We start from the raw sequence: 17,704 nt of genomic DNA, 5'->3' as shown, positions 1-17,704 counted from the left end.
CGCGCGCCAACACCGTCAACGTGCCCGCGATGCCGTACGGGTAGGTCGCGGGCGTACCGGGGCGAAGCCCTGTACCGCAAACGCCCGGACGAACGCAGTGACAACCTCGGGATCGTCCAAGTCCCGCATCGGTGATGGTGTGCTGAACAGCGAGAACAGGATGCGGGCAAACCATTCGCCGGCCGCATCGACGTCGAGGTCTTTGCGCACTTCGGCGGTGAGTTTGGCCGCGGAAAGGTAAGGCGCGAAGAAGTTGACGCTTTCGCGGAGCCGCACCGCAGAATCCTTGGTCAACAATAGGCTGATCGCGTCTTCGTCGAAGTACTCTGCCGAGGCGATGGCCCGTCGCGCCTGCGTCACGAATACCGCTGCGTGGCAGAGCTTTTCCTCCAACGAGGCGCCGTGGCTCATCGCTTTGGACATCTCGCGGTAGAACTGCTCGGAGGCATGTTCGGCGCAGGCTTCGAAGATGGCCGCCTTGTCCTTGAAGTACTCGTAGATCGTGCTGCGGGATACGTTGGCTAGCTTGGCGATGTCGACGATGGTGGTCTTCTGCAATCCCTGCTTGCGGAAACATCGGTATGCGGAGTCGACGATTAGGTCACGGGTATCGGTCGCCGGGGGGGCGGTACCAGCCTGGGTCATCGAGAGCTCATCGGGCCGGCGCGAGAATCAAGCCGCTAGTGGGAACCCCGGTGCCGGACGTGACCAGCACGTGTTCCACGTTGTCGACCTGATTGTAGGAGGTGCCGCGGACTTGACGCACGCCTTCGGTGATGCCGTTCATGCCGTGGATATATGCCTCGCCGAGTAGGCCACCGTTGGTGTTGATCGGCAGTGCCCCGCCCAGTGACAAGTTCTCCACGGTGGCGAAATCCTTCGCCTCGCCGCGCCCGCAGAAGCCGAGTTCTTCGAGCTGGGTGAACACGAACGGCGTGAAATGATCGTAGATGAACGCGGTTTGGATGTCCTGGGGTGTGAGTCCCGAATCGCGCCACAGTCGCTGCGCCACCACCCCCATCTCGGGCAGTCCGGTGATCTCCGGACGGTAGTAGCTGGTCATCATCTCGCCTTCAGCGGCCGCACCTTGGGCGGCCGCGGTGATGACCGCCGGCGGCTGCCGCAGGTCACGCGCCCGCTCGGCGGTGGTGACAACCAGCGCGACGCCGCCATCGCTTTCCTGACAACAGTCCAGCAGGCGCAGCACGGGTTCGATGATCCAGCGGGAACTCTGGTGGTCTGCCAGAGTGATCGGACGCCGGTAGAACCACGCGTCAGGGTTCGTTGCCGCGTGCGCGCGATCGACTACCGCGATTCGGCCGAAGTCCTCGTTGGTGACGCCGTATGTCGACATGTACCGCTGCGCGTGCATCGCGACCCATGCTGCGGGAGTGAGCAACCCAAACGGCGCGTAGTGCGCCATAAACAGTGGGGTCTCCGCGCTGGTGCGTCCGCTGCCGCCGAACCGAAACCCGGACCGTTCGTTGAATGCGCGCCAGCACACCACCACCTCGGCGACACCGGTGGCGACGGCCATGGCCGCATGCACGACCGTGCCGGCCGCAGCGCCGCCGCCGTGATGGACGCGGCTGAAGAAGCTCAGATCGCCAATGCCCACATTTCGGGCGATGTCGATCTCGTCACTGGCGTCCATGGTGAACGTCACCATGCCGTCGACATCACTGGGTGCCAGGCCAGCGTCATCGAGTGCGGAACTTACTGCTTCACAGGCTAGTTGGAGCTCGCTACGACCCGATTCTTTGGAGAACTCGGTCTGACCGATTCCCACGATGGCCGCCGCGCCGGGCAGCGAGCCGCTCATGTTGCGGCCTGGTCAAGCAGGCTGAGGACTGCGATGCCCGAAACATGGTTGCCCAGGCTATTGGCACCCTGGAAGGCAAGTTCGACGAAGTTCTCGCCGCCGCTGCCTGGGGCTTTGCCGGTTACGCTGCCGGTGAAGCGCAACGGATCGTCCGGAAAGCACGGTACGCCAAGGCGAATCGACAAGCGTTTGACCATGGCCTCGGGTCCGGCCCAGTCGGTGAGGAATCGCACGCAATAGCCGTTGGTGGTCAAGATGTTCATGAACAGGTTGGGTGAGCCCTGCCTCTTGGCGTATTCGCGGTCGTGGTGCACCGGCATGAAGTCACGTGATGCGATCGCGCCGGCGACGATCATCGTTGTGGTGATGGGAATCTCCAGGGGGGCCGCGTGATCACCCACCGATATGTCGTCCCACTTCAAGGTCGCGTTGCGGCTCCTGGTGGTTGTCATGGATGTCCTTTCACTTGTCCGCGTGGCCAGCGGTGGGCGTTGATTCGGGTCCGGATCTGTGCGTTTGCGCCTCGGCGAAGGTGAGCCATAGCGGCTCACCTGGCTGGCCGGAACTGGTGCAGCACAAGGTCGTTATCGAAGGTTTGATAGAAGATCTCCACCCGCATGCCGACCGTGACGTCCGCTGGGTCGATATTGCATAAGTTGGACACCAAGCGCACGCCTTCGGCCAATTCGATTAGTGCCACGATGTATGGGTAGTCGAAAAAAGGAAACCGCGGCTGGTGTGGAATCACGTAACTGTAGACCGTGCCGAGGCCGGACGATTCGATGGTCTGCCATTCCAGTGAGCGGCACTGCGGGCACATCGGGCGGGGCGGATTGCGCAGCCTGCCGCAGCCGCTGCAGCGTTGGATCAGGAGTTTGTGCTCGCGCAGCCCATTCCAGAAGAATTCGGTATCCGGGCTGACCGCTGGGGCAAGCCGAGTAACCATCAGCGTTTCGGCCTGAATCGCAGCACCCGGAATCTCTGTCGCCCCAGCACTTCACCGTTCTGGTCCGTGTAAGTGGTAAGCCAAGTGAGGAAGAAGCCGGTGCCCAGCGCAGTCACCTTCTCGTCGGACACCGATTCGTATACCGTCGTCGCGCTGATGACATCGCCTAGCCGAGGATAGCGTTCGATCTCGAACTCCGAATTCGTCGCCACCGTGCTGGTGTACCCTGCCTCATCGAGGAATGCCGTTGGGTTGGATGTGATTTCGATAGGGGCCCCGCCGCGCTCGCCGATCCCCTCGAGTTTCGGCGACGGCATTGTCCAGGTCTGCAACATGACTGGCGGTGACACGATACCGCCGAACCGGGATGCGGTGGCAAACTCCGGATCGAGGTAGACCGGATTCATGTCGTCGAGCGCATGTGCCCAGTGCCGAATCATTGGCTGATTGACCGGATCTGGTGCCACCGAAGGTTTTCCGGTACCGCCAGTCGGCCGGCCGACGAGTGCACGCACATTGGTTTGGATTTCCGAGTCGGTCACTTGGGCAAAACCTCCTGACTTGTTCCCGGCGTCCGCACAGCGGTCGTGGGATGCCTGGGCTGCTGCACCGGGCTAGGGGGGCGCGGTGAAGTGCGGTGGGCAGGTGGTATGCACGGCGCGCCTCCCGAGATCCGACAGATCGGCGTACTCTGTCCTGCACGTTGTGTCTACCTCTAGGTGGATATCGCTGTCAATACGGATACAACCCGTTGAAACAGAATAAAATTCAACTCCTCGGTCATTGACCGGTACGGTCGGCGGGTGTACACCGGGAGAATAGATGACTGATGCTCGGGTGAGGACGCAGATGGCAGGACTTCCCAGGATTGCTGATACGCACCGGCTCTATATCGATGGTCGGTGGGTCGAGCCCGACGGTGGTCGCTACGACGACTTCTCGCCGGCCACTGAGCAGACCATCGCCACCGCGCCCGATGCGAGCAACGGCCAGGTCGGCGAAGCGATCGCCGCCGCCCGCCGCGCGTTCGATGACGGCCCCTGGGGCAAGATGACGCAGCAGGAGCGTGCGGGCTGTCTTGATCAGCTCGGCGACGCCTTGCTGAAGTACAACGACGAATTCTTCGCGCTCGCCCAGCGTGAATGGGGCTGCATCGCCAATGAGCGCGCCATGCAGGTCGACCGGGCGGGCCAGCTGTCGATGCGCGCAGCAAAACTTGCCGCGCGGTTGGCCGACGAGCCGATTGCCGGGGTGGGTCCGGGAAAGACGTTGCTGCGCCACCAGCCTCACGGAGTGGTATCGATCCTGACGCCCTGGAACTTTCCGCATTGTCTCAATGTCATGAAGGTGACCAACGCGCTGGCCGCGGGCAATACGGTTGTGCTCAAACCCTCGCCACTGACGCCCCTTGCCGGCCTGGCATTGGCGCGGATCATCGATGAGCACACCGACATTCCGGCGGGCGTGGTCAACGTCGTCACGCCGTCGGGTCTGGCGGCCGCCAAGCGGCTCACCACCGATCCGCGGATCGACATGGTCAGCTTCACCGGCAGCTCGGTCGTCGGCTGTGACGTCATGTCCGCCGCGGGAAAAGCCATGAAACGCATCTTGCTGGAATGCGGCGGAAAATCGGCAAGCATCGTCTTGGAGGACACCGAGGTCACCGATGAAATGTTGCAGCGGCTGTTATTCGACTGCTGCTCACTGCACGCCGGACAGGCCTGCATCTTGCACAGTCGGCTGCTTCTGCCCGACTCGATGCACGACGACGTGGTCGATCGGCTTGTGGAGTTGGCCCGCGGCGTAAAGGTCGGCGACCCAACGGATCCGGACGTGCAAATGGGGCCACTGATCAGCGGCGAGCAGCGCGACCGCGTTGCGGGCCATGTGGCGCGGGCACTCGAGGAGGGGGCCAAGTTGATGACCGGCGGCGGTCCTCCGGCCGAATTGGAGGTCGGCTTCTACTATGAGCCGACGATTCTCACCGAGGTGGGCCCGGACTCGGCTATCGCTCAAGAAGAAGTGTTCGGGCCGGTGTTGAGCGTGCTTCGGTACCGAGGCGACGACGATGCGGTGGCCATCGCGAACAACTCTCGCTACGGGCTTTCCGGTGCGGTATGGGGGGCCGACGTGGATCGCGCTGTGGCCGTTGCCCGCCGCGTTCGCACCGGCCAGATCGCGGTCAACGGCCGGGGCCCGGGCGACGCGCCGTTCGGTGGCTTCAAATTGAGCGGGTTCGGCCGGGAGGGCGGCGGAATCGGCGGACTGCATCAGTACATGGAGCCGATGGCCATCGGAATCCCGTGATCGCCGGCCGCTGTTGTGGGATCATTTCCAGCAACATCCCCCGCAGCCGATCCTGACCGAGGAAACGATGAAAAGTGTTCACCCCAGCAACGTTGGGGGCGCTGACACCGCTGCGGTGTCGCGCCGAAATGGTTTACCGGGGCCCTGCCGCATGAAAAGCTGCTCGGCATGTCCGTAGCTATCGCCCGACCCAAGCTCGAAGGGAACATTGCAGTCGGCGAAGACCGTCAGATCGGCTTCGCGGAGTTCGGCGCCCCGCAGGGACGTGCGGTGTTTTGGCTGCATGGCACCCCTGGGGCTCGCCGACAGATTCCTACCGAGGCCCGGGTCTACGCCGAGCGGCACGACATCCGCCTAATCGGCGTCGACCGTCCTGGCATTGGTTCTTCGACGCCGCATCAGTACGAGACCATTTCCGCATTCGCCGACGACCTGCGCACCATTGCCGACACGCTCGGCATCAGCGACATGGCCGTCGTCGGCCTGTCCGGAGGGGGCCCCTACACCCTTGCGTGTGCCGCCGGCCTGCCCGACCGCGTGGTAGTGGCCGGGGTGCTCGGTGGGGTGGCCCCGACACGGGGCCCCGACGCGATCGCTGGCGGATTGATGGACCTCGGTAAACGTGTCGCGCCCCTGCTGTTACTCGGTGGAAACCCGTTGCGGCTGAGCGCCAGCATGCTGATCCGCGCGGCGCGCCCCGTCGCGTCGCCCGCCCTCGACGTGTATGCCCTGCTCTCGCCGCAAGCCGATCGGCACCTGCTGGCCCGTCCGGAGTTCAAGGCGATGTTTCTCGACGACCTGCTCAATGGCAGCCGTAAGCAGCTGGCCGCGCCGTTCAGCGATGTCATCGTGTTTGCCCGCGACTGGGGATTCCGCCTGGAAGAGGTCAAGGTGCCGGTTCGTTGGTGGCACGGTGACCATGATCACATTGTCCCGTTCTCCCACGGTGAACACGTCGTCTCCCGGTTGCCGAATGCCGAACTATTCCACCTACCCGGCGAGAGTCATCTCGCCGGTTTGGGCCGCGGCGAGGAAATTCTGGCTACTCTAATGAGGATCTGGGACGAGGAGGCTTGACCCGTGTCTGTAGCCGAGGCCGATAATTGCCCCGGGGTCGACCTGGTGGTGGACCCTGCGCGTGCCGCCGAGGGTGCCCCCGCGGTGGCCCCGAAAATGGCGCTCTACCTCACCGACATACCGCGCGCGGTGGCCGAATACGGACAGTTGGTGACCATGATGCCGCTGCGGCGGGCGCTACCCGCCGGAGATGGGCATCCGGTGCTGGTGCTGCCCGGCCTGCTGGCCGGCGACGGCTCCACCTGGACGCTGCGGCGACTGCTGCGTCGTCTTGGATACCAGGCACACGGCTGGCGGCTTGGCCTCAATGTCGGTCCGACCGCCAAGGCAGTGGGTGGCATGGCGGCTCGCCTCGATGAGTTGCACGCTCGCTACAACGCACCGGTCAGCCTGATCGGGTGGAGCCTGGGCGGCATTTTTGCCCGTACTCTAGCTCGCCGCAATCCGTCGGCGGTGCGGCAAGTGATCACGCTCGGTAGTCCGTTTCGGATGGAAGACGAAAGCCAATCCCGGGCGGCGCGCAGCTTCAACCTCTTCGCCGGCCTGCATGCTGAGCGGCCGTCGTTGCCGCTAGCCACCGAGAATGAGCCCATGCCGGTCCCGGCGACCGCCATCTACTCACGGTATGACGGCATGGTTGCGTGGCAGACCTGCATCGACTCACAGTCTGAGCGTTCGGAAAACATCGCGGTGCTCAGCAGCCACATTGGTTACGGCCATCACCCGGCCACCGTTTGGGCCATCGCGGATCGGCTGGCGCAGCCGTTGGGCACGTGGACTCCGTTCCGGCCGCCGGCCATGCTGCGGCCCTTGTTTCCCAGGCCAGTCTCGGGACCGCGCGTTAGCGTCTAACCTGCGTCGCCCTTGATTCGGCTCCGGTGAAGGTCGCCCGGTAGCCTCGCTGACGTGCTGCTGGCTTCGCTAAATCCGTCTGCCGTATCCGCTACCGACATGGCCGACGCGGTTGCCATTGACGGCGTCAAGCTCTCTCGCAGCGACCTACTCGGAGCGGCGACATCGGTGGCCGAACGAGTCGCAGGCGCACATCGGGTCGCGGTGCTGGCCACGCCCAGCGCGTCGACCGTCTTGGCGATTACCGGATGCCTGATCGCTGGCGTGCCCGTAGTCCCGGTACCCGCTGACGTCGGAGTGGCCGAGCGCCGGCACATGCTCACCGACTCCGGCGCGCAGGCCTGGCTGGGGCCGGTGCCCGACCAGCTTGATGGGCTACCGCACATCCCGGTGCGTTTGCACGCGCGTTCCTGGCACCGCTATCCCGAACCATCACCGGATGCCATTGCGATGGTCATCTACACCTCGGGAACTACCGGGCTGCCCAAGGGGGTGCAACTAAGCCGGCGGGCGATCGCGGCCGACCTGGACGCATTGGCGGATGCGTGGCAGTGGACGCCGGCGGACGTTCTGGTGCACGGGTTACCGCTTTATCACGTGCATGGTCTGGTGCTCGGCCTGCTCGGCTCGCTGAGGGTCGGGAATCGATTTGTGCACACGGGAAAACCGACTGCGGCCGGCTATGCTCGGGCCGGTTCGGTGACCGGCGGCACGCTGTATTTCGGGGTGCCTACGGTGTGGTCGCGGGTGGCCGCCGACCGGGCGGCTGCCCAAGAGCTCCGGCGAGCGCGGCTGCTGGTGTCCGGCAGCGCAGCACTGCCGGTGCCGGTGTTCCACAAGATCGCGGAGCTCACCGGCCATCAGCCCATCGAACGCTACGGCGCCTCCGAATCGTTGATCACCCTGTCCACTCGCGCTGATGGCGAACGTCGCCCGGGCTGGGTGGGTCTGCCGCTGGCCGGAGTGCAGACTCGACTGGTTGACGATCACGGTGCGTCCGTTCCGCATGACGGGGAAACCGTTGGCAAGCTTCACGTTCGCGGCCCGACATTGTTCGACGGGTACCTGAACCTACCGGAGGCCACGGCCGAAGCGTTGGGCGCCGATGGCTGGTATCGCACCGGGGACGTCGCGATCGTTGATAGTGCTGGCATGCATCGCGTCGTGGGACGCGAATCGGTCGACCTGATCAAGTCGGGTGGATACCGGATCGGCGCGGGCGAGATCGAGACGGTGCTACTGGGGCATCCCGACGTGACGGAGGCGGCCGTTGTCGGGCTACCCGACGAGGACCTGGGCCAGCGGATCGTCGCCTACGTCGTCGGCGAGGCCAGCCCCGATGAGTTGATTGAATTTGTTGCCCAACAGCTTTCGGCGCACAAAAGGCCGAGAGAAGTGCGGATCGTCGAGTCGTTACCGCGCAATGCACTGGGCAAGGTCCTCAAGAAGCGGCTACTGACCGAGGGGTAGACCCCAACCAACGAGTCCAGCTACGCCGGTACGCCGTCGTCGTGGTTTGTGGGAGAGGAGAGCTTGCCGATCTTGCTGCCGTGCCACTGCAGCGCTTCGAGGGCGACGGCAACGTGGACGGAGGTGTGGGTGAGCGGACGCGGCAAAAGTCGTTGGGCGGATTCGATTCTCCGCAATAGCGTGTTGCGGTGAGTGTAGAGCCGCTTCGCCGCCCGGGACGCGTTGCACTGCTCATTGATGAAGGTCAGCAGTGTTGCCTGTAGCTCAGGACTTGCTGCCTCCAGTTCCCCCAGCGTGCTAGTAATGAATTCGCGTGCAGCCTCTGGGTTTTGGGTGATAAGTGCGACCATCTGCACGTCCGAGAAGAACGCCACCCGCTGGTCGGACTGCAGTCGAGCCAACGTGCGCTGCGTGGTCAACGCCTCAAGATGGCTGCGCCGAAAACCCTCGGTCCCGCTCGCGGTGGTCCCGATCGCGATGCGTGCGCCCGGTGCGCAGTCCATGGCCTGCTCAACCGTGTCGATGTCGAGACCACTGGCTTCGGCCAGCCACACCCAGCGACTGGCGGCGCTGGCGACCACGGTCAACGGCTGCACCGACCCTACGGCGTGGCTGAAGGCGTCCGTAGCCCGATCCAAATTGCTGTGGTCACCGTCGAGCTCGTCGCTCCACACGATGGCGGCGGTATGGGCCAGATTTAGCGGATAGCCCAATCGCGTTTCGGCGCGCTCGCGGGCGATCGGGGCCCCGTCGAGAATGAGCCCGACAACTTCAAGCCGCTCCGCATGGGTGCCCCGAGTTAGTTCGTCGTGCTCCAGTTGTACCTGCGCGGCGATGCCAGCGAGCGTGGCCTCAATAAACTCGTTGACCGATCTTGCGGACACATCGAGCAGCTCACGCAGTTCCTGAGGGTCGGAGGTGAGATCGAACGCGATCTCCATCCACAGCCGCCACGCCATGTACTGCCCGATGCGATAGACGTCGAGCGCCAACGCGTCCAGCCCGCGGCGGACCAGGTCTCGTGCCATCCGCAGCGGTTCTCCGCCGAGGTTCGCGGGTACCGGCGCGCCGGGGTCGCGCATGTTGGCGGCCGCCCAGTGCACCAGATTGGCGCGGTTGGCTCGCTTCACCACTTTCGCCAGCACGGGATCGTTGGCAATGGCGGGGTTTGCCGACACCGTGGAGCGGTCTAGTTCATCGATCCACTCCGGTCCGGCATTGAGCGCGATTCTGGCTCCTTCGCGGATCAGCTCGCGAATTCGCGGCGAGGGAAGTTGCCATGCCACGCACCGATTTTAGGGCCGGAGAGTGGCCGGCGCAGCCCGGGTTCCAGCTGTTGGGGTGGATTTCACCTATTGCGTTCGTCACGTGCTCGAAGCATGGGTGTGGGTTTATGGTGCGGCCAATATCCCGGCGCGACAGAAACGCCGGTCGAGTCGGTCTGCGCTGAGAGTCGACTCGCCCGAAAGCACTTGAGGTTGTTGCGCGCACAAGCCGCAGATGCCATTAATTTGAACAATAAGTGAACAAAAGATGAACTCAACGGTGGTGTGCTCACCCGCTACGGATAGCGCGCAACGTGTTGGCGCACAGCACAATAGGCGCAGTATTTGCAATCACCGTGATCTCAGATTCGGCGGTGCTCACCCGCGGTGCAGTTTGCACCATATCGGCGGTCCAGACGAAGAAGATTGGTGAATATTTCACCTCCAGCCGAGTCGATGGGTGCATTGTGCACCTGGCCTTTCGGCAGTTGGGGGGAATTAACCTATTGCGGCCGTTGTGCGTTCGTAATCATTGGCAGCAGTTCGTCACCGCCAACCCAACCCTGTGGCGGAGGACGCGAGCCAACGGCGGCTCAACGAGAACACCTGCATCGCCGAGCCGTCATTGTGACCGGCCGGATCCCTATAGGAGGTACGTACGTGTCTTTTTTGACGGCACAACCAGAGATGTTGGCCGCAGCTGCCGGCAACCTTGGATCCATTGGTGCCACGTTGAGGGCGGGGAATGCCGCTGCAGCCGCTCCGACAACGGGAGTGCTGCCGCCAGCTGCCGATGAGGTTTCCGCGCTCATCGCGGCGCAATTTGCCACGCATGCGGCGATGTATCAGACGGTGAGCGCGAAGGCTGGCGCGATCCACGACCAGTTCGTGGCCACTCTTTCGACGAGCGCCGCTTCCTATGCGGCCACCGAAGCCGCCAACGCGGTGGCATCTCAATAACGCGGCCCGACGATTGTTGAATAGAAGGACGTGGCGATGGATTTCGGGGCTTTACCACCGGAGATCAACTCCGCGAGGATGTACACCGGTCCTGGGTCGGGCTCGATCCTGGCCGCCGCTGACATTTGGGATGGTGTCGCTGCTGATCTGTACGGCGCGGCGTCCTGTTTTCAGTCGGTGGTCTGGGGTCTGACAGTGGGGCAGTGGCTGGGCCCGTCGGCGGGGTTGATGGGCGCGGCGGCCTCCCCGTATGTGGCGTGGATGAGCGTCACCGCGACTCAGGCCGAACTCACCGCTAACCAGGCCCGCGCCGCGGCGGCGGCCTACGAAGCGGCGTTCGCGATGACGGTGCCGCCGCCAGTGATCGCGGAGAACCGCATTCAGCTGATCACGCTGATCGCGACCAACCTTTTCGGTCAAAACACGCCGGCGATCGCCACCACCGAGGCCGAGTATGGGGAGATGTGGGCCCAGGACGCGGCCGCGATGTATGGCTACGCCAGCTCGGCGGCGGTGGCAACGGAGACGTTGACGCCGTTCGAAGAGGCACCGGAGATCACTAACGCCGGTGGGTTGGTGGAGCAGGCCGTGGCGGTCGAGGAGGCCACCGACACCGCTGCGGCGAACCAGCTGATGTCCGACGTGCCGCAGGCCCTACAGCAGCTTGGCAACCCGACCCAAGGCAGCACACCGCTGTCGAAGTTGAGCGACTTCTGGAAGGCGATCTCGCCGCATTTGTCGCCGATCAGCAACATGGTGTCGATGGTCAACAACCACGTGTCGATGCTCAACTCGGGTGTCTCGATGACCAATACGGCTAGTTCACTGCTCAAGGGCATGGCCCCGGCGGCGGCCAGGGCGGTGGAAACCGCGGCCGAAAGCGGAGCGAGAGCAATGGCCTCGATGGGCAGCGGGCTAGCACCGTCCGGTCTGGGTGGTGCTGGGATCGTGAACGGCGTAGGTCGGGCGCTCTCGGTGGGTGGCCTCTCGGTGCCGCAGGCGTGGGCAGAGGCGAACCAAGCGGTCATACCGGCGGCTCGAGCGTTGCCGGTCACCCCGTTGGCCAACGCCGCCGCGAGCCAGTCTGGACCCATGCTGAGTGGCATGCCGCTGGGCCAACTGGCCAACGGAAGCGGCAATGGAGTCAGTGGCGTGCTGCGGGTTACACCGCGGGCCTTCGTGATGCCGCGCCCGCCCGCGGCGGGATAGCGCTATCAGAAGGTCCTCGCGGCGGTGGTTGTATCCGACTCTGCCTGTGACCATCGGTTTAACCGGTGGTCACAGGCAGAGCGTCAATCAATCAGGGGACAACCGTCCGGACGGGATGGGTGGCCGACCAGACCGGGTGCGTCAGGTCATTGCCGTAGTGGTCGATGGGATGAGTCGGGAGCTGTGGCTGCCGCATCTCGCCCCAGTGCGGACGCATCTCGCCCCACTGCGGACGCAGCTGACCGATTTCCGGGCGCATTTGACCCATGCCCCGGTGCATCTGACCGGCGCCTGGCCGCATCGGGCCCAGGCCCGGGTGGCCCGGGGCCGCCAAAGCGATCGCAGGTCCCGTCAATGCTCCGGCAATGGAGAGGCCTAGGGCACACAGAACACCTGCCGACAAGGTGCGAAACTTGAACATTTTCAATCCTTTCCAAGTACGTGGCCCCAGCAGAGTCCGAGCTGTCGACGCTGAAGAACTCGGACTTCAATGGCTGCGATGCCATGTCGAGGCCACCGCCAACCCGCTGATTGTCATGTGTGGTTGACAATCACAGACTAAGCCCGTTACCGTGAATTGTCAACCATGATTGACGGACTCCTTGGTCGGTCTCCGCGACAGCCGACTAACGATTTCGGGGTGGGCTGGCATTCGACGTTGGCCGCCAGAGGGCCCAGTGCGGCGGTCGAGACCACATCGAGGACGCAGGCGGTCGCTGCCAACGTGGATGGGCGCTCGTGAAAGGCGATGCTCTTTGCGCAGTGGCTTTGCTGGACAGAAAGATACAGGAGCGTGTGGTATGGACGAGTACTACCGCGTGGTGGGCGTGACTGGTGAAGCCCTCGGGAGGGCAAAGAGTTTCGAGTCCGACAACAAGTACCTGACCCAAACGTTGGGCAGATGTTGCCGGCAACTGTTCAGGATGTTGGTAGCAAATTCACGGCAGGACAACGGATTAGACTCGCCGCTTAGCATCACGTTTTTATCGTGGATCTAGCCGTGGATGCAGCGGGCTCTGCTCGGGCCTCCGTCGGTTTGCTTGAGCCCGACCTGGCGCCAACGCCGATGCGCAGGCTGGCGGCTGCCTGCGCAGTTGGCTCAGCCGTTGAATTTTACGACTTCTACATCTACGGCACCGCGGCGGCTCTGGTGTTTCCTTCGGTGTTCTACCCGAATCTCGGCACCTCGATGGCCACGATTGCATCGATGGGGACGTTTGCCGCGGCGTTTCTGTCGCGGCCGCTTGGTGCGGTGGTTTTCGGGCATCTTGGGGACCGGCTAGGTCGTAAGAGGACGCTGGTCGCAACCTTGTTGATCATGGCCGTTTCGACGGTGACTGTTGGGGTGGTTCCGAGCTCGGCAACCATTGGGCTGGCCGCCCCGATGATCCTGATATCCCTGCGGCTGATGCAAGGTTTCGCGGTTGGCGGCGAATGGGCCGGTTCTGCATTATTGAGCACCGAATCCGCGCCTGCGCATAGGCGGGGTCATTATGGCATGTTCACCACACTGGGCGCCGGCCTTGCGCTGGCTCTGAGCGGACTGACTTTCTTGGGCGTGAACTACACCATGGGAGAAGACAGCGTCGCGTTCATGCGATGGGGTTGGCGTATCCCGTTCTTGCTCAGTGCTGTGCTGATCGGTATCGCTATGTTCGTCCGCCTCAAGATCAACGAGACCCCCGTCTTTACCCAGGAGAGGTCCACTGCCAGCGCCGGCAATGCGAGAAGCCGGCGCCCTTTTGCTGCGCCGCTGGCTGAGGTGTTGCGTTGGCAGTGCCGTGAGATCCTGCTGGCGGCCGGCAGCGTGCTCGGTGCCTTCGGTTTCGTCTATTTGGCCAGCACCTACCTACCCTCTTACGCGCAAACTCACGTCGGGTACTCGCGCAATTTCATCCTGCTCGTCGGTGTGCTAGGCGGGCTGATCTGCATCGCATTCGCTGCCCTTACGGCCACTCTGTGCGATCGTTTTGGACGGCGCCGCATGATGCTCATCGCCTGGGCGTTGGGTCTACCGTGGTCGCTGTTGGTGATGCCGTTGATTGATTCGGGTTATCCTGCATTGTTTTTGGTAGCGCTGCTCGGTGTCTATGCGATTGCCGCGGGCGCTTTCGGTCCCGTTGTCTCCTTCGTTCCCGAACTATTCGCTACCCGTTACCGCTACACGGGCACAGGTCTGGCGGTTAACCTGGCCGGCATTGCCGGCGGTGCGGTCCCGCCATTTGTTGCCGGGAGTCTGTTGACCACCTTCGGCAGCTCCGCGGTCGGTTTCATGATGGCAATTTTGGTGGCTGCCAGCCTCATCAGCGTCTATCTGCTTCCCGAAACCGCAGGCACCGCGCTGGTCGGTCGCTAGCCGGCGGGCCGGCTGGTTGCGTGCCCAGGTCCTGCGGATGCGAATTCGATTGCAGGGAAGTGATTTTGGAAAAGCCAGGGTCGCTGGCCAGGGTTATCGCGGCGCCGCAGGAGTCGAAGGGCACGGCAACACGGCTGGGCCTCACGGCGTGGTCCAGAACCGGCAGGTGCCGTGCCCGAATTGAGCAATCATCCGAGATTCCAATCGGGCCAACGCGATGAGACCGGTCGTAGTGAAAGGCTCTGCCCCGGCCACGTGGCTAGCGTGTGGCCGGGGCAGAACGATCTTCCGGTTGTGCGGGCTACTAGGGAGCCAGCGCCCAAACTGGGTGTGTGGCCGACCAGACCGGGTGGGTCAAGTCATCGCCGTAGTGGTAGATCGGGTGGTCCGGCGGTGGGACCGGGTGCATCGGAGCCCCCGGGGCTGGATGCAGTGGGTCGCCTGGGCCCGGCTGGAGCGGAGCTCCAGGGGCGGGGTGGCCGGGGACCCCGGGGCCGGGGTGCTGTGGACCACCCACCGGACCCGGGTCTGCGAGCGCAATCGCGGGTGCCACCACGACCCCCGCCAGCGCTAAGCCAACTGCGCACATAACACCTGCCGACAAGGTGCGGATCTTTGACATTTCAGTTTCCTTTCTGGGCGGTGAAGGCGTTCCCCCAACAAAGCTCGCGTTGTCGACGCGGAAGAACTCGGGCTTATTGGTATGGGCGGCCGGGGTAGCCGGTCGTTCCATGCCAGGTTCGAGGATCACGCTCACCACCAAAATTGTCATATACGGTTGACAATTTGAAGAGTAGGGCCCATGAGCTAGATTGTCAACCATGTTTGACGAGTCGCTTTATCGGTCACCACAGACGCCCCTCGGCCAGGGGCTTCGGGTCGCCTGGTGGAGCTACGTCCATCGGGTTGATACCGAGATGGAGGCCGCAGGCTTCGAGCGCCGGCGTTTTTCAATGAACTACGTGTTTGCCCTTTACGCGCTACCGGGGCCGATGACGATCTCGCAGATGGGCCGACAATTCGGCGTCAGTCGACAGGCGGCCAGCAAGCTCGTCGCCGAACTGCGCGATCGCGGCTACGTGCAGACCACGCCGTCTGCGACCGACCAGCGCGAGAAGGTGGTTGAACTTACTCCGAAAGCGATCGAGTACGTGACCGTGCGTCAGCGCGCGGCGGCCGACCTCGACCGGGTGATCCACGAGCGTGTTGGCGCTGAGGGAGCCCGCGAGCTCTACCGGATTCTCGACATCGTCGGTGAAGCCGCTCGGGGAGAGGCCGAATTCGATCCCGCCAACCTCTACCGCGAACCCGACCTATGGTGACGCGGCCAGGCCGCTAGCTAGTTGGCGTGCAGATCCTCGTTGAGTGCGATGCCCTGACCGTTGCGCGCCACCACCTCGACCGCTCCGGTCACTGAGTTGCGGCGGAACAACAGATTGTTGCTGCCGGACAGCTCGCGCGCCCTGACCGTGCTGCCGTCCGGGGTGGTGACCTTGGTGCCGGCCGTGACGTACAACCCGGCCTCCACCACGCAGTCGTCGCCCAGGGAGATACCCAGCCCGGCGTTGGCGCCCAGTAGGCAGCGTTTCCCGATCGAAATAACTTGTGTGCCACCTCCGGACAGCGTGCCCATGATGGACGCTCCGCCGCCGACGTCGGAGCCGTCACCCACTACCACGCCCGCCGAAATGCGGCCCTCGACCATGGAGGCGCCCAGGGTGCCGGCGTTGTAGTTGACGAAGCCCTCATGCATCACCGTGGTGCCCGGTGCCAGGTGGGCACCCAAACGCACCCGGTCGGCATCGGCGATCCGTACACCACTGGGCATGACGTAGTCGACCATCCGCGGGAATTTGTCGATGCCATAGACCGTCACTGTTCCGCGCCGGCGGAGCCGGGCCCGCACCGCTTCGAAACCTTCGATTGCGCATGGTCCGCGATTAGTCCACACCACATTGGTCAATACCCCGAACAAGCCGCCGGCGTTCAGCCCGTGCGGCGCGACCAGGCGGTGAGAGAGCAGGTGCAGCCGCAGATAGGCGTCGTAGGCGTCGGCGGCGACATCGTCGAGTGCACCGATGACCGTACGCACCGCGATGACCTCCGTCCCACGGTCGTCGTCGCGACCGATCAACGCGGCCAGCTCGGCAGGAACGTCGGACGCGGCCAGCCGCGATGTCGCGCTGCTACCCGGTTCGGTCAGTTCCGGGGCGGGAAACCAGGTGTCGAGGACCGATCCATCGGAGGCGAGGGTCGCCAAGCCGATGCCAGCTGCTCCAGTCACGCCTGGACACGCTACTTTGTGCCGTCGGGCCGGCGCGCACCCGGCTGGGATCTACCCTGGAGCGGTGTTGGACTTGCGCGGGGATCCGATTGACCTGACCGCCGCGTTGATCGATATCCCGAGCGAATCGCGGAACGAGGCGCGCATCGCTAACGAGGTGGAAGCGGCGTTGCGCGCCCAGACGTCGGGTTTTGAGATCATTCGCAACGGCAACGCGGTGCTCGCCCGGACCGGGCTGAACCGGCCCGCGCGGGTGCTGCTGGCCGGACATCTGGACACCGTGCCGGTGGCCGACAACCTGCCCAGCCGTCGCGAGAACGGGGAGCTGCATGGGTGCGGCGCGGCCGACATGAAATCCGGCGACGCGGTATTCCTACATCTGGCGGCCACCGTGGCCGAGCCGGTACACGACCTGACACTGGTCTTTTACGACTGCGAGGAAATCGAGGCGGCGGCAAACGGTTTGGGTCGGATCGAGCGCGAGTTGCCGGACTGGCTGGCCGCCGATGTCGCCATCCTGGGCGAGCCCACGTCGGGCTACATCGAAGCCGGTTGTCAGGGCACGCTGCGCGTCGTCATCACCGTGACCGGAGCCCGCGCGCATTCAGCACGTTCCTGGCTGGGTGACAACGCAATTCACAAACTGAACGCCGTGCTGGACCGGTTGGCCCGTTACCAGGCGCGCAGCGTCGACATCGACGGTTGCACCTACCGGGAGGGTTTGTCGGCGGTGCGCATCGACGGCGGTGTGGCCGGCAACGTAATTCCGGACCAGGCTTCGGTGACGGTCAACTATCGCTTTGCGCCGGACCGCTCGCCGAGTGCGGCGCTGCAGCATGTGCGCGAAGTCTTCGACGGGCTCGACGTGCAGATCGAGCAGACCGATGCCGCGGCGGGCGCGTTGCCCGGGCTGGCACAACCGGCCGCCAAGGCGTTGGTGGCGGCCGCCGGCGGCCAGGTTCGAGCGAAATACGGCTGGACGGATGTTTCCCGATTCGCCGCCCGGGGCATACCGGCGGTCAACTACGGGCCCGGCGACCCGAATCTGGCGCACTGCCGCGACGAACGGGTGCCGATCGGAACGATCACCGCCACCGTGCAGATGTTGCGCCGTTACCTGGGCGGCTAGCCCCCGGGCGGCGCCGGCGTCAGGGGG

At 64.2% G+C, this 17,704-nt stretch carries 17 protein-coding genes; 9 read left to right on the top strand and 8 right to left on the bottom strand.

Annotation, left to right across the window (positions count from 1 at the left end; all coding sequences use genetic code 11):
- Nucleotides 1-15 precede the first annotated feature (15 nt).
- The 5 genes from MB901379_RS17965 to MB901379_RS17945 form a co-directional block, all read right to left on the bottom strand.
- On the bottom strand, nucleotides 16-645 hold the full coding sequence (locus MB901379_RS17965; RefSeq protein ID WP_158017853.1) for a TetR/AcrR family transcriptional regulator: 630 nt from the start codon (nucleotides 643-645) through the stop codon (nucleotides 16-18).
- A 7-nt stretch (nucleotides 646-652) separates the two neighbouring features.
- On the bottom strand, nucleotides 653-1,822 hold the full coding sequence (locus MB901379_RS17960; RefSeq protein WP_158017852.1) for a lipid-transfer protein: 1,170 nt from the start codon (nucleotides 1,820-1,822) through the stop codon (nucleotides 653-655).
- Entirely contained in the window at nucleotides 1,819-2,274 is a 456-nt protein-coding gene (locus MB901379_RS17955; RefSeq protein WP_158017851.1) for a MaoC family dehydratase, read from the bottom strand. The genes MB901379_RS17960 and MB901379_RS17955 overlap by 4 nt, the downstream gene beginning before the upstream one ends.
- A gap of 95 nt (nucleotides 2,275-2,369) precedes the next feature.
- A complete protein-coding gene (locus tag MB901379_RS17950; protein ID WP_158017850.1) occupies nucleotides 2,370-2,768 on the bottom strand; it encodes a Zn-ribbon domain-containing OB-fold protein in 399 nt (132 codons plus the stop codon).
- A complete protein-coding gene (locus tag MB901379_RS17945; protein WP_158017849.1) occupies nucleotides 2,768-3,310 on the bottom strand; it encodes an FAS1-like dehydratase domain-containing protein in 543 nt (180 codons plus the stop codon). Before MB901379_RS17945 ends, MB901379_RS17950 begins: the two co-directional genes overlap by 1 nt.
- Before the next feature lie 307 nt (nucleotides 3,311-3,617).
- Between MB901379_RS17945 and MB901379_RS17940 the strand changes: the two genes are divergently transcribed.
- The 4 genes from MB901379_RS17940 (at nucleotide 3,618) to MB901379_RS17925 (ending at nucleotide 8,474) form a co-directional block, all read left to right on the top strand.
- The gene (locus tag MB901379_RS17940; RefSeq protein ID WP_158019282.1) at nucleotides 3,618-5,075 is read left to right on the top strand and encodes an aldehyde dehydrogenase family protein; all 1,458 of its coding nucleotides are present in this window, start codon (nucleotides 3,618-3,620) and stop codon (nucleotides 5,073-5,075) included.
- Between the two features lie 168 nt (nucleotides 5,076-5,243).
- Entirely contained in the window at nucleotides 5,244-6,152 is a 909-nt protein-coding gene (locus MB901379_RS17935) for an alpha/beta fold hydrolase (protein ID WP_158017848.1), read from the top strand.
- A 96-nt stretch (nucleotides 6,153-6,248) separates the two neighbouring features.
- Complete coding sequence (locus MB901379_RS17930) at nucleotides 6,249-7,004, top strand: alpha/beta fold hydrolase (RefSeq protein WP_158019281.1); 756 nt, start codon at nucleotides 6,249-6,251, stop codon at nucleotides 7,002-7,004.
- A gap of 54 nt (nucleotides 7,005-7,058) precedes the next feature.
- Nucleotides 7,059-8,474, top strand: a complete 1,416-nt coding sequence (locus MB901379_RS17925; RefSeq protein WP_158017847.1) for an acyl-CoA synthetase — start codon at nucleotides 7,059-7,061, stop codon at nucleotides 8,472-8,474.
- Nucleotides 8,475-8,494: 20 nt separating this feature from the next.
- Here MB901379_RS17925 and MB901379_RS17920 read toward each other — a convergent pair whose 3' ends face one another.
- Nucleotides 8,495-9,760 carry an Rv1453 family transcriptional regulator gene (locus tag MB901379_RS17920; protein ID WP_158017846.1) on the bottom strand — a complete coding sequence of 422 codons (1,266 nt, stop codon included), beginning with the start codon at nucleotides 9,758-9,760 and terminating at the stop codon, nucleotides 8,495-8,497.
- Between the two features lie 639 nt (nucleotides 9,761-10,399).
- Here MB901379_RS17920 and MB901379_RS17915 point away from each other — a divergent pair.
- Together MB901379_RS17915 and MB901379_RS17910 are read left to right on the top strand one after the other, a co-directional pair.
- Nucleotides 10,400-10,699 (top strand): PE family protein, encoded by a 300-nt coding sequence (locus MB901379_RS17915; RefSeq protein WP_158017845.1) that lies wholly within the window; start codon nucleotides 10,400-10,402, stop codon nucleotides 10,697-10,699.
- A 36-nt stretch (nucleotides 10,700-10,735) separates the two neighbouring features.
- Nucleotides 10,736-11,908, top strand: coding sequence for a PPE family protein (locus MB901379_RS17910; protein ID WP_158017844.1), 1,173 nt, complete (start codon nucleotides 10,736-10,738; stop codon nucleotides 11,906-11,908).
- Between the two features lie 91 nt (nucleotides 11,909-11,999).
- On the opposite strand, the gene MB901379_RS17905 is transcribed toward MB901379_RS17910, so the two are convergent.
- Nucleotides 12,000-12,329, bottom strand: a complete 330-nt coding sequence (locus MB901379_RS17905; protein WP_158017843.1) for a hypothetical protein — start codon at nucleotides 12,327-12,329, stop codon at nucleotides 12,000-12,002.
- A 645-nt stretch (nucleotides 12,330-12,974) separates the two neighbouring features.
- Here MB901379_RS17905 and MB901379_RS17900 point away from each other — a divergent pair.
- Nucleotides 12,975-14,264 carry an MFS transporter gene (locus tag MB901379_RS17900; protein WP_158019280.1) on the top strand — a complete coding sequence of 430 codons (1,290 nt, stop codon included), beginning with the start codon at nucleotides 12,975-12,977 and terminating at the stop codon, nucleotides 14,262-14,264.
- An 821-nt stretch (nucleotides 14,265-15,085) separates the two neighbouring features.
- Nucleotides 15,086-15,586 carry a MarR family winged helix-turn-helix transcriptional regulator gene (locus tag MB901379_RS17890; RefSeq protein ID WP_158017841.1) on the top strand — a complete coding sequence of 167 codons (501 nt, stop codon included), beginning with the start codon at nucleotides 15,086-15,088 and terminating at the stop codon, nucleotides 15,584-15,586.
- A 17-nt stretch (nucleotides 15,587-15,603) separates the two neighbouring features.
- Here MB901379_RS17890 and dapD read toward each other — a convergent pair whose 3' ends face one another.
- Complete coding sequence (gene dapD, locus MB901379_RS17885; protein ID WP_158017840.1) at nucleotides 15,604-16,548, bottom strand: 2,3,4,5-tetrahydropyridine-2,6-dicarboxylate N-succinyltransferase; 945 nt, start codon at nucleotides 16,546-16,548, stop codon at nucleotides 15,604-15,606.
- 64 nt (nucleotides 16,549-16,612) lie between these two features.
- Here dapD and dapE point away from each other — a divergent pair, with 64 nt between their 5' ends.
- On the top strand, nucleotides 16,613-17,677 hold the full coding sequence (gene dapE, locus MB901379_RS17880) for a succinyl-diaminopimelate desuccinylase (RefSeq protein WP_158017839.1): 1,065 nt from the start codon (nucleotides 16,613-16,615) through the stop codon (nucleotides 17,675-17,677).
- The last annotated feature ends 27 nt before the right edge of the window (nucleotides 17,678-17,704 follow it).

Origin of the sequence: Mycobacterium basiliense (assembly GCF_900292015.1) — a bacterium.
Taxonomy (GTDB): domain Bacteria; phylum Actinomycetota; class Actinomycetes; order Mycobacteriales; family Mycobacteriaceae; genus Mycobacterium; species Mycobacterium basiliense.
The sequence above is the reverse complement of the archived record's forward strand: the minus strand, read 5'-3'. Positions and strand labels throughout refer to the sequence as shown.

Bases quoted from the DNA above. Each gene is read 5' to 3' on its own strand.
- MB901379_RS17930 (WP_158019281.1), top strand. From the start codon at position 6,249: ATGGCGCTCTACCTCACCGACATACCGCGCGCGGTGGCCGAATACGGA.
- MB901379_RS17940 (WP_158019282.1), top strand. From the start codon at position 3,618: ATGGCAGGACTTCCCAGGATTGCTGATACGCACCGGCTCTATATCGAT.
- MB901379_RS17900 (WP_158019280.1), top strand. From the start codon at position 12,975: ATGCGCAGGCTGGCGGCTGCCTGCGCAGTTGGCTCAGCCGTTGAATTT.
- MB901379_RS17950 (WP_158017850.1), bottom strand. From the start codon at position 2,768: ATGGTTACTCGGCTTGCCCCAGCGGTCAGCCCGGATACCGAATTCTTC.
- MB901379_RS17905 (WP_158017843.1), bottom strand. From the start codon at position 12,329: ATGTTCAAGTTTCGCACCTTGTCGGCAGGTGTTCTGTGTGCCCTAGGC.
- MB901379_RS17935 (WP_158017848.1), top strand. From the start codon at position 5,244: ATGTCCGTAGCTATCGCCCGACCCAAGCTCGAAGGGAACATTGCAGTC.
- MB901379_RS17910 (WP_158017844.1), top strand. From the start codon at position 10,736: ATGGATTTCGGGGCTTTACCACCGGAGATCAACTCCGCGAGGATGTAC.
- MB901379_RS17955 (WP_158017851.1), bottom strand. From the start codon at position 2,274: ATGACAACCACCAGGAGCCGCAACGCGACCTTGAAGTGGGACGACATA.
- MB901379_RS17960 (WP_158017852.1), bottom strand. From the start codon at position 1,822: ATGAGCGGCTCGCTGCCCGGCGCGGCGGCCATCGTGGGAATCGGTCAG.
- MB901379_RS17890 (WP_158017841.1), top strand. From the start codon at position 15,086: ATGTTTGACGAGTCGCTTTATCGGTCACCACAGACGCCCCTCGGCCAG.
- MB901379_RS17965 (WP_158017853.1), bottom strand. From the start codon at position 645: ATGACCCAGGCTGGTACCGCCCCCCCGGCGACCGATACCCGTGACCTA.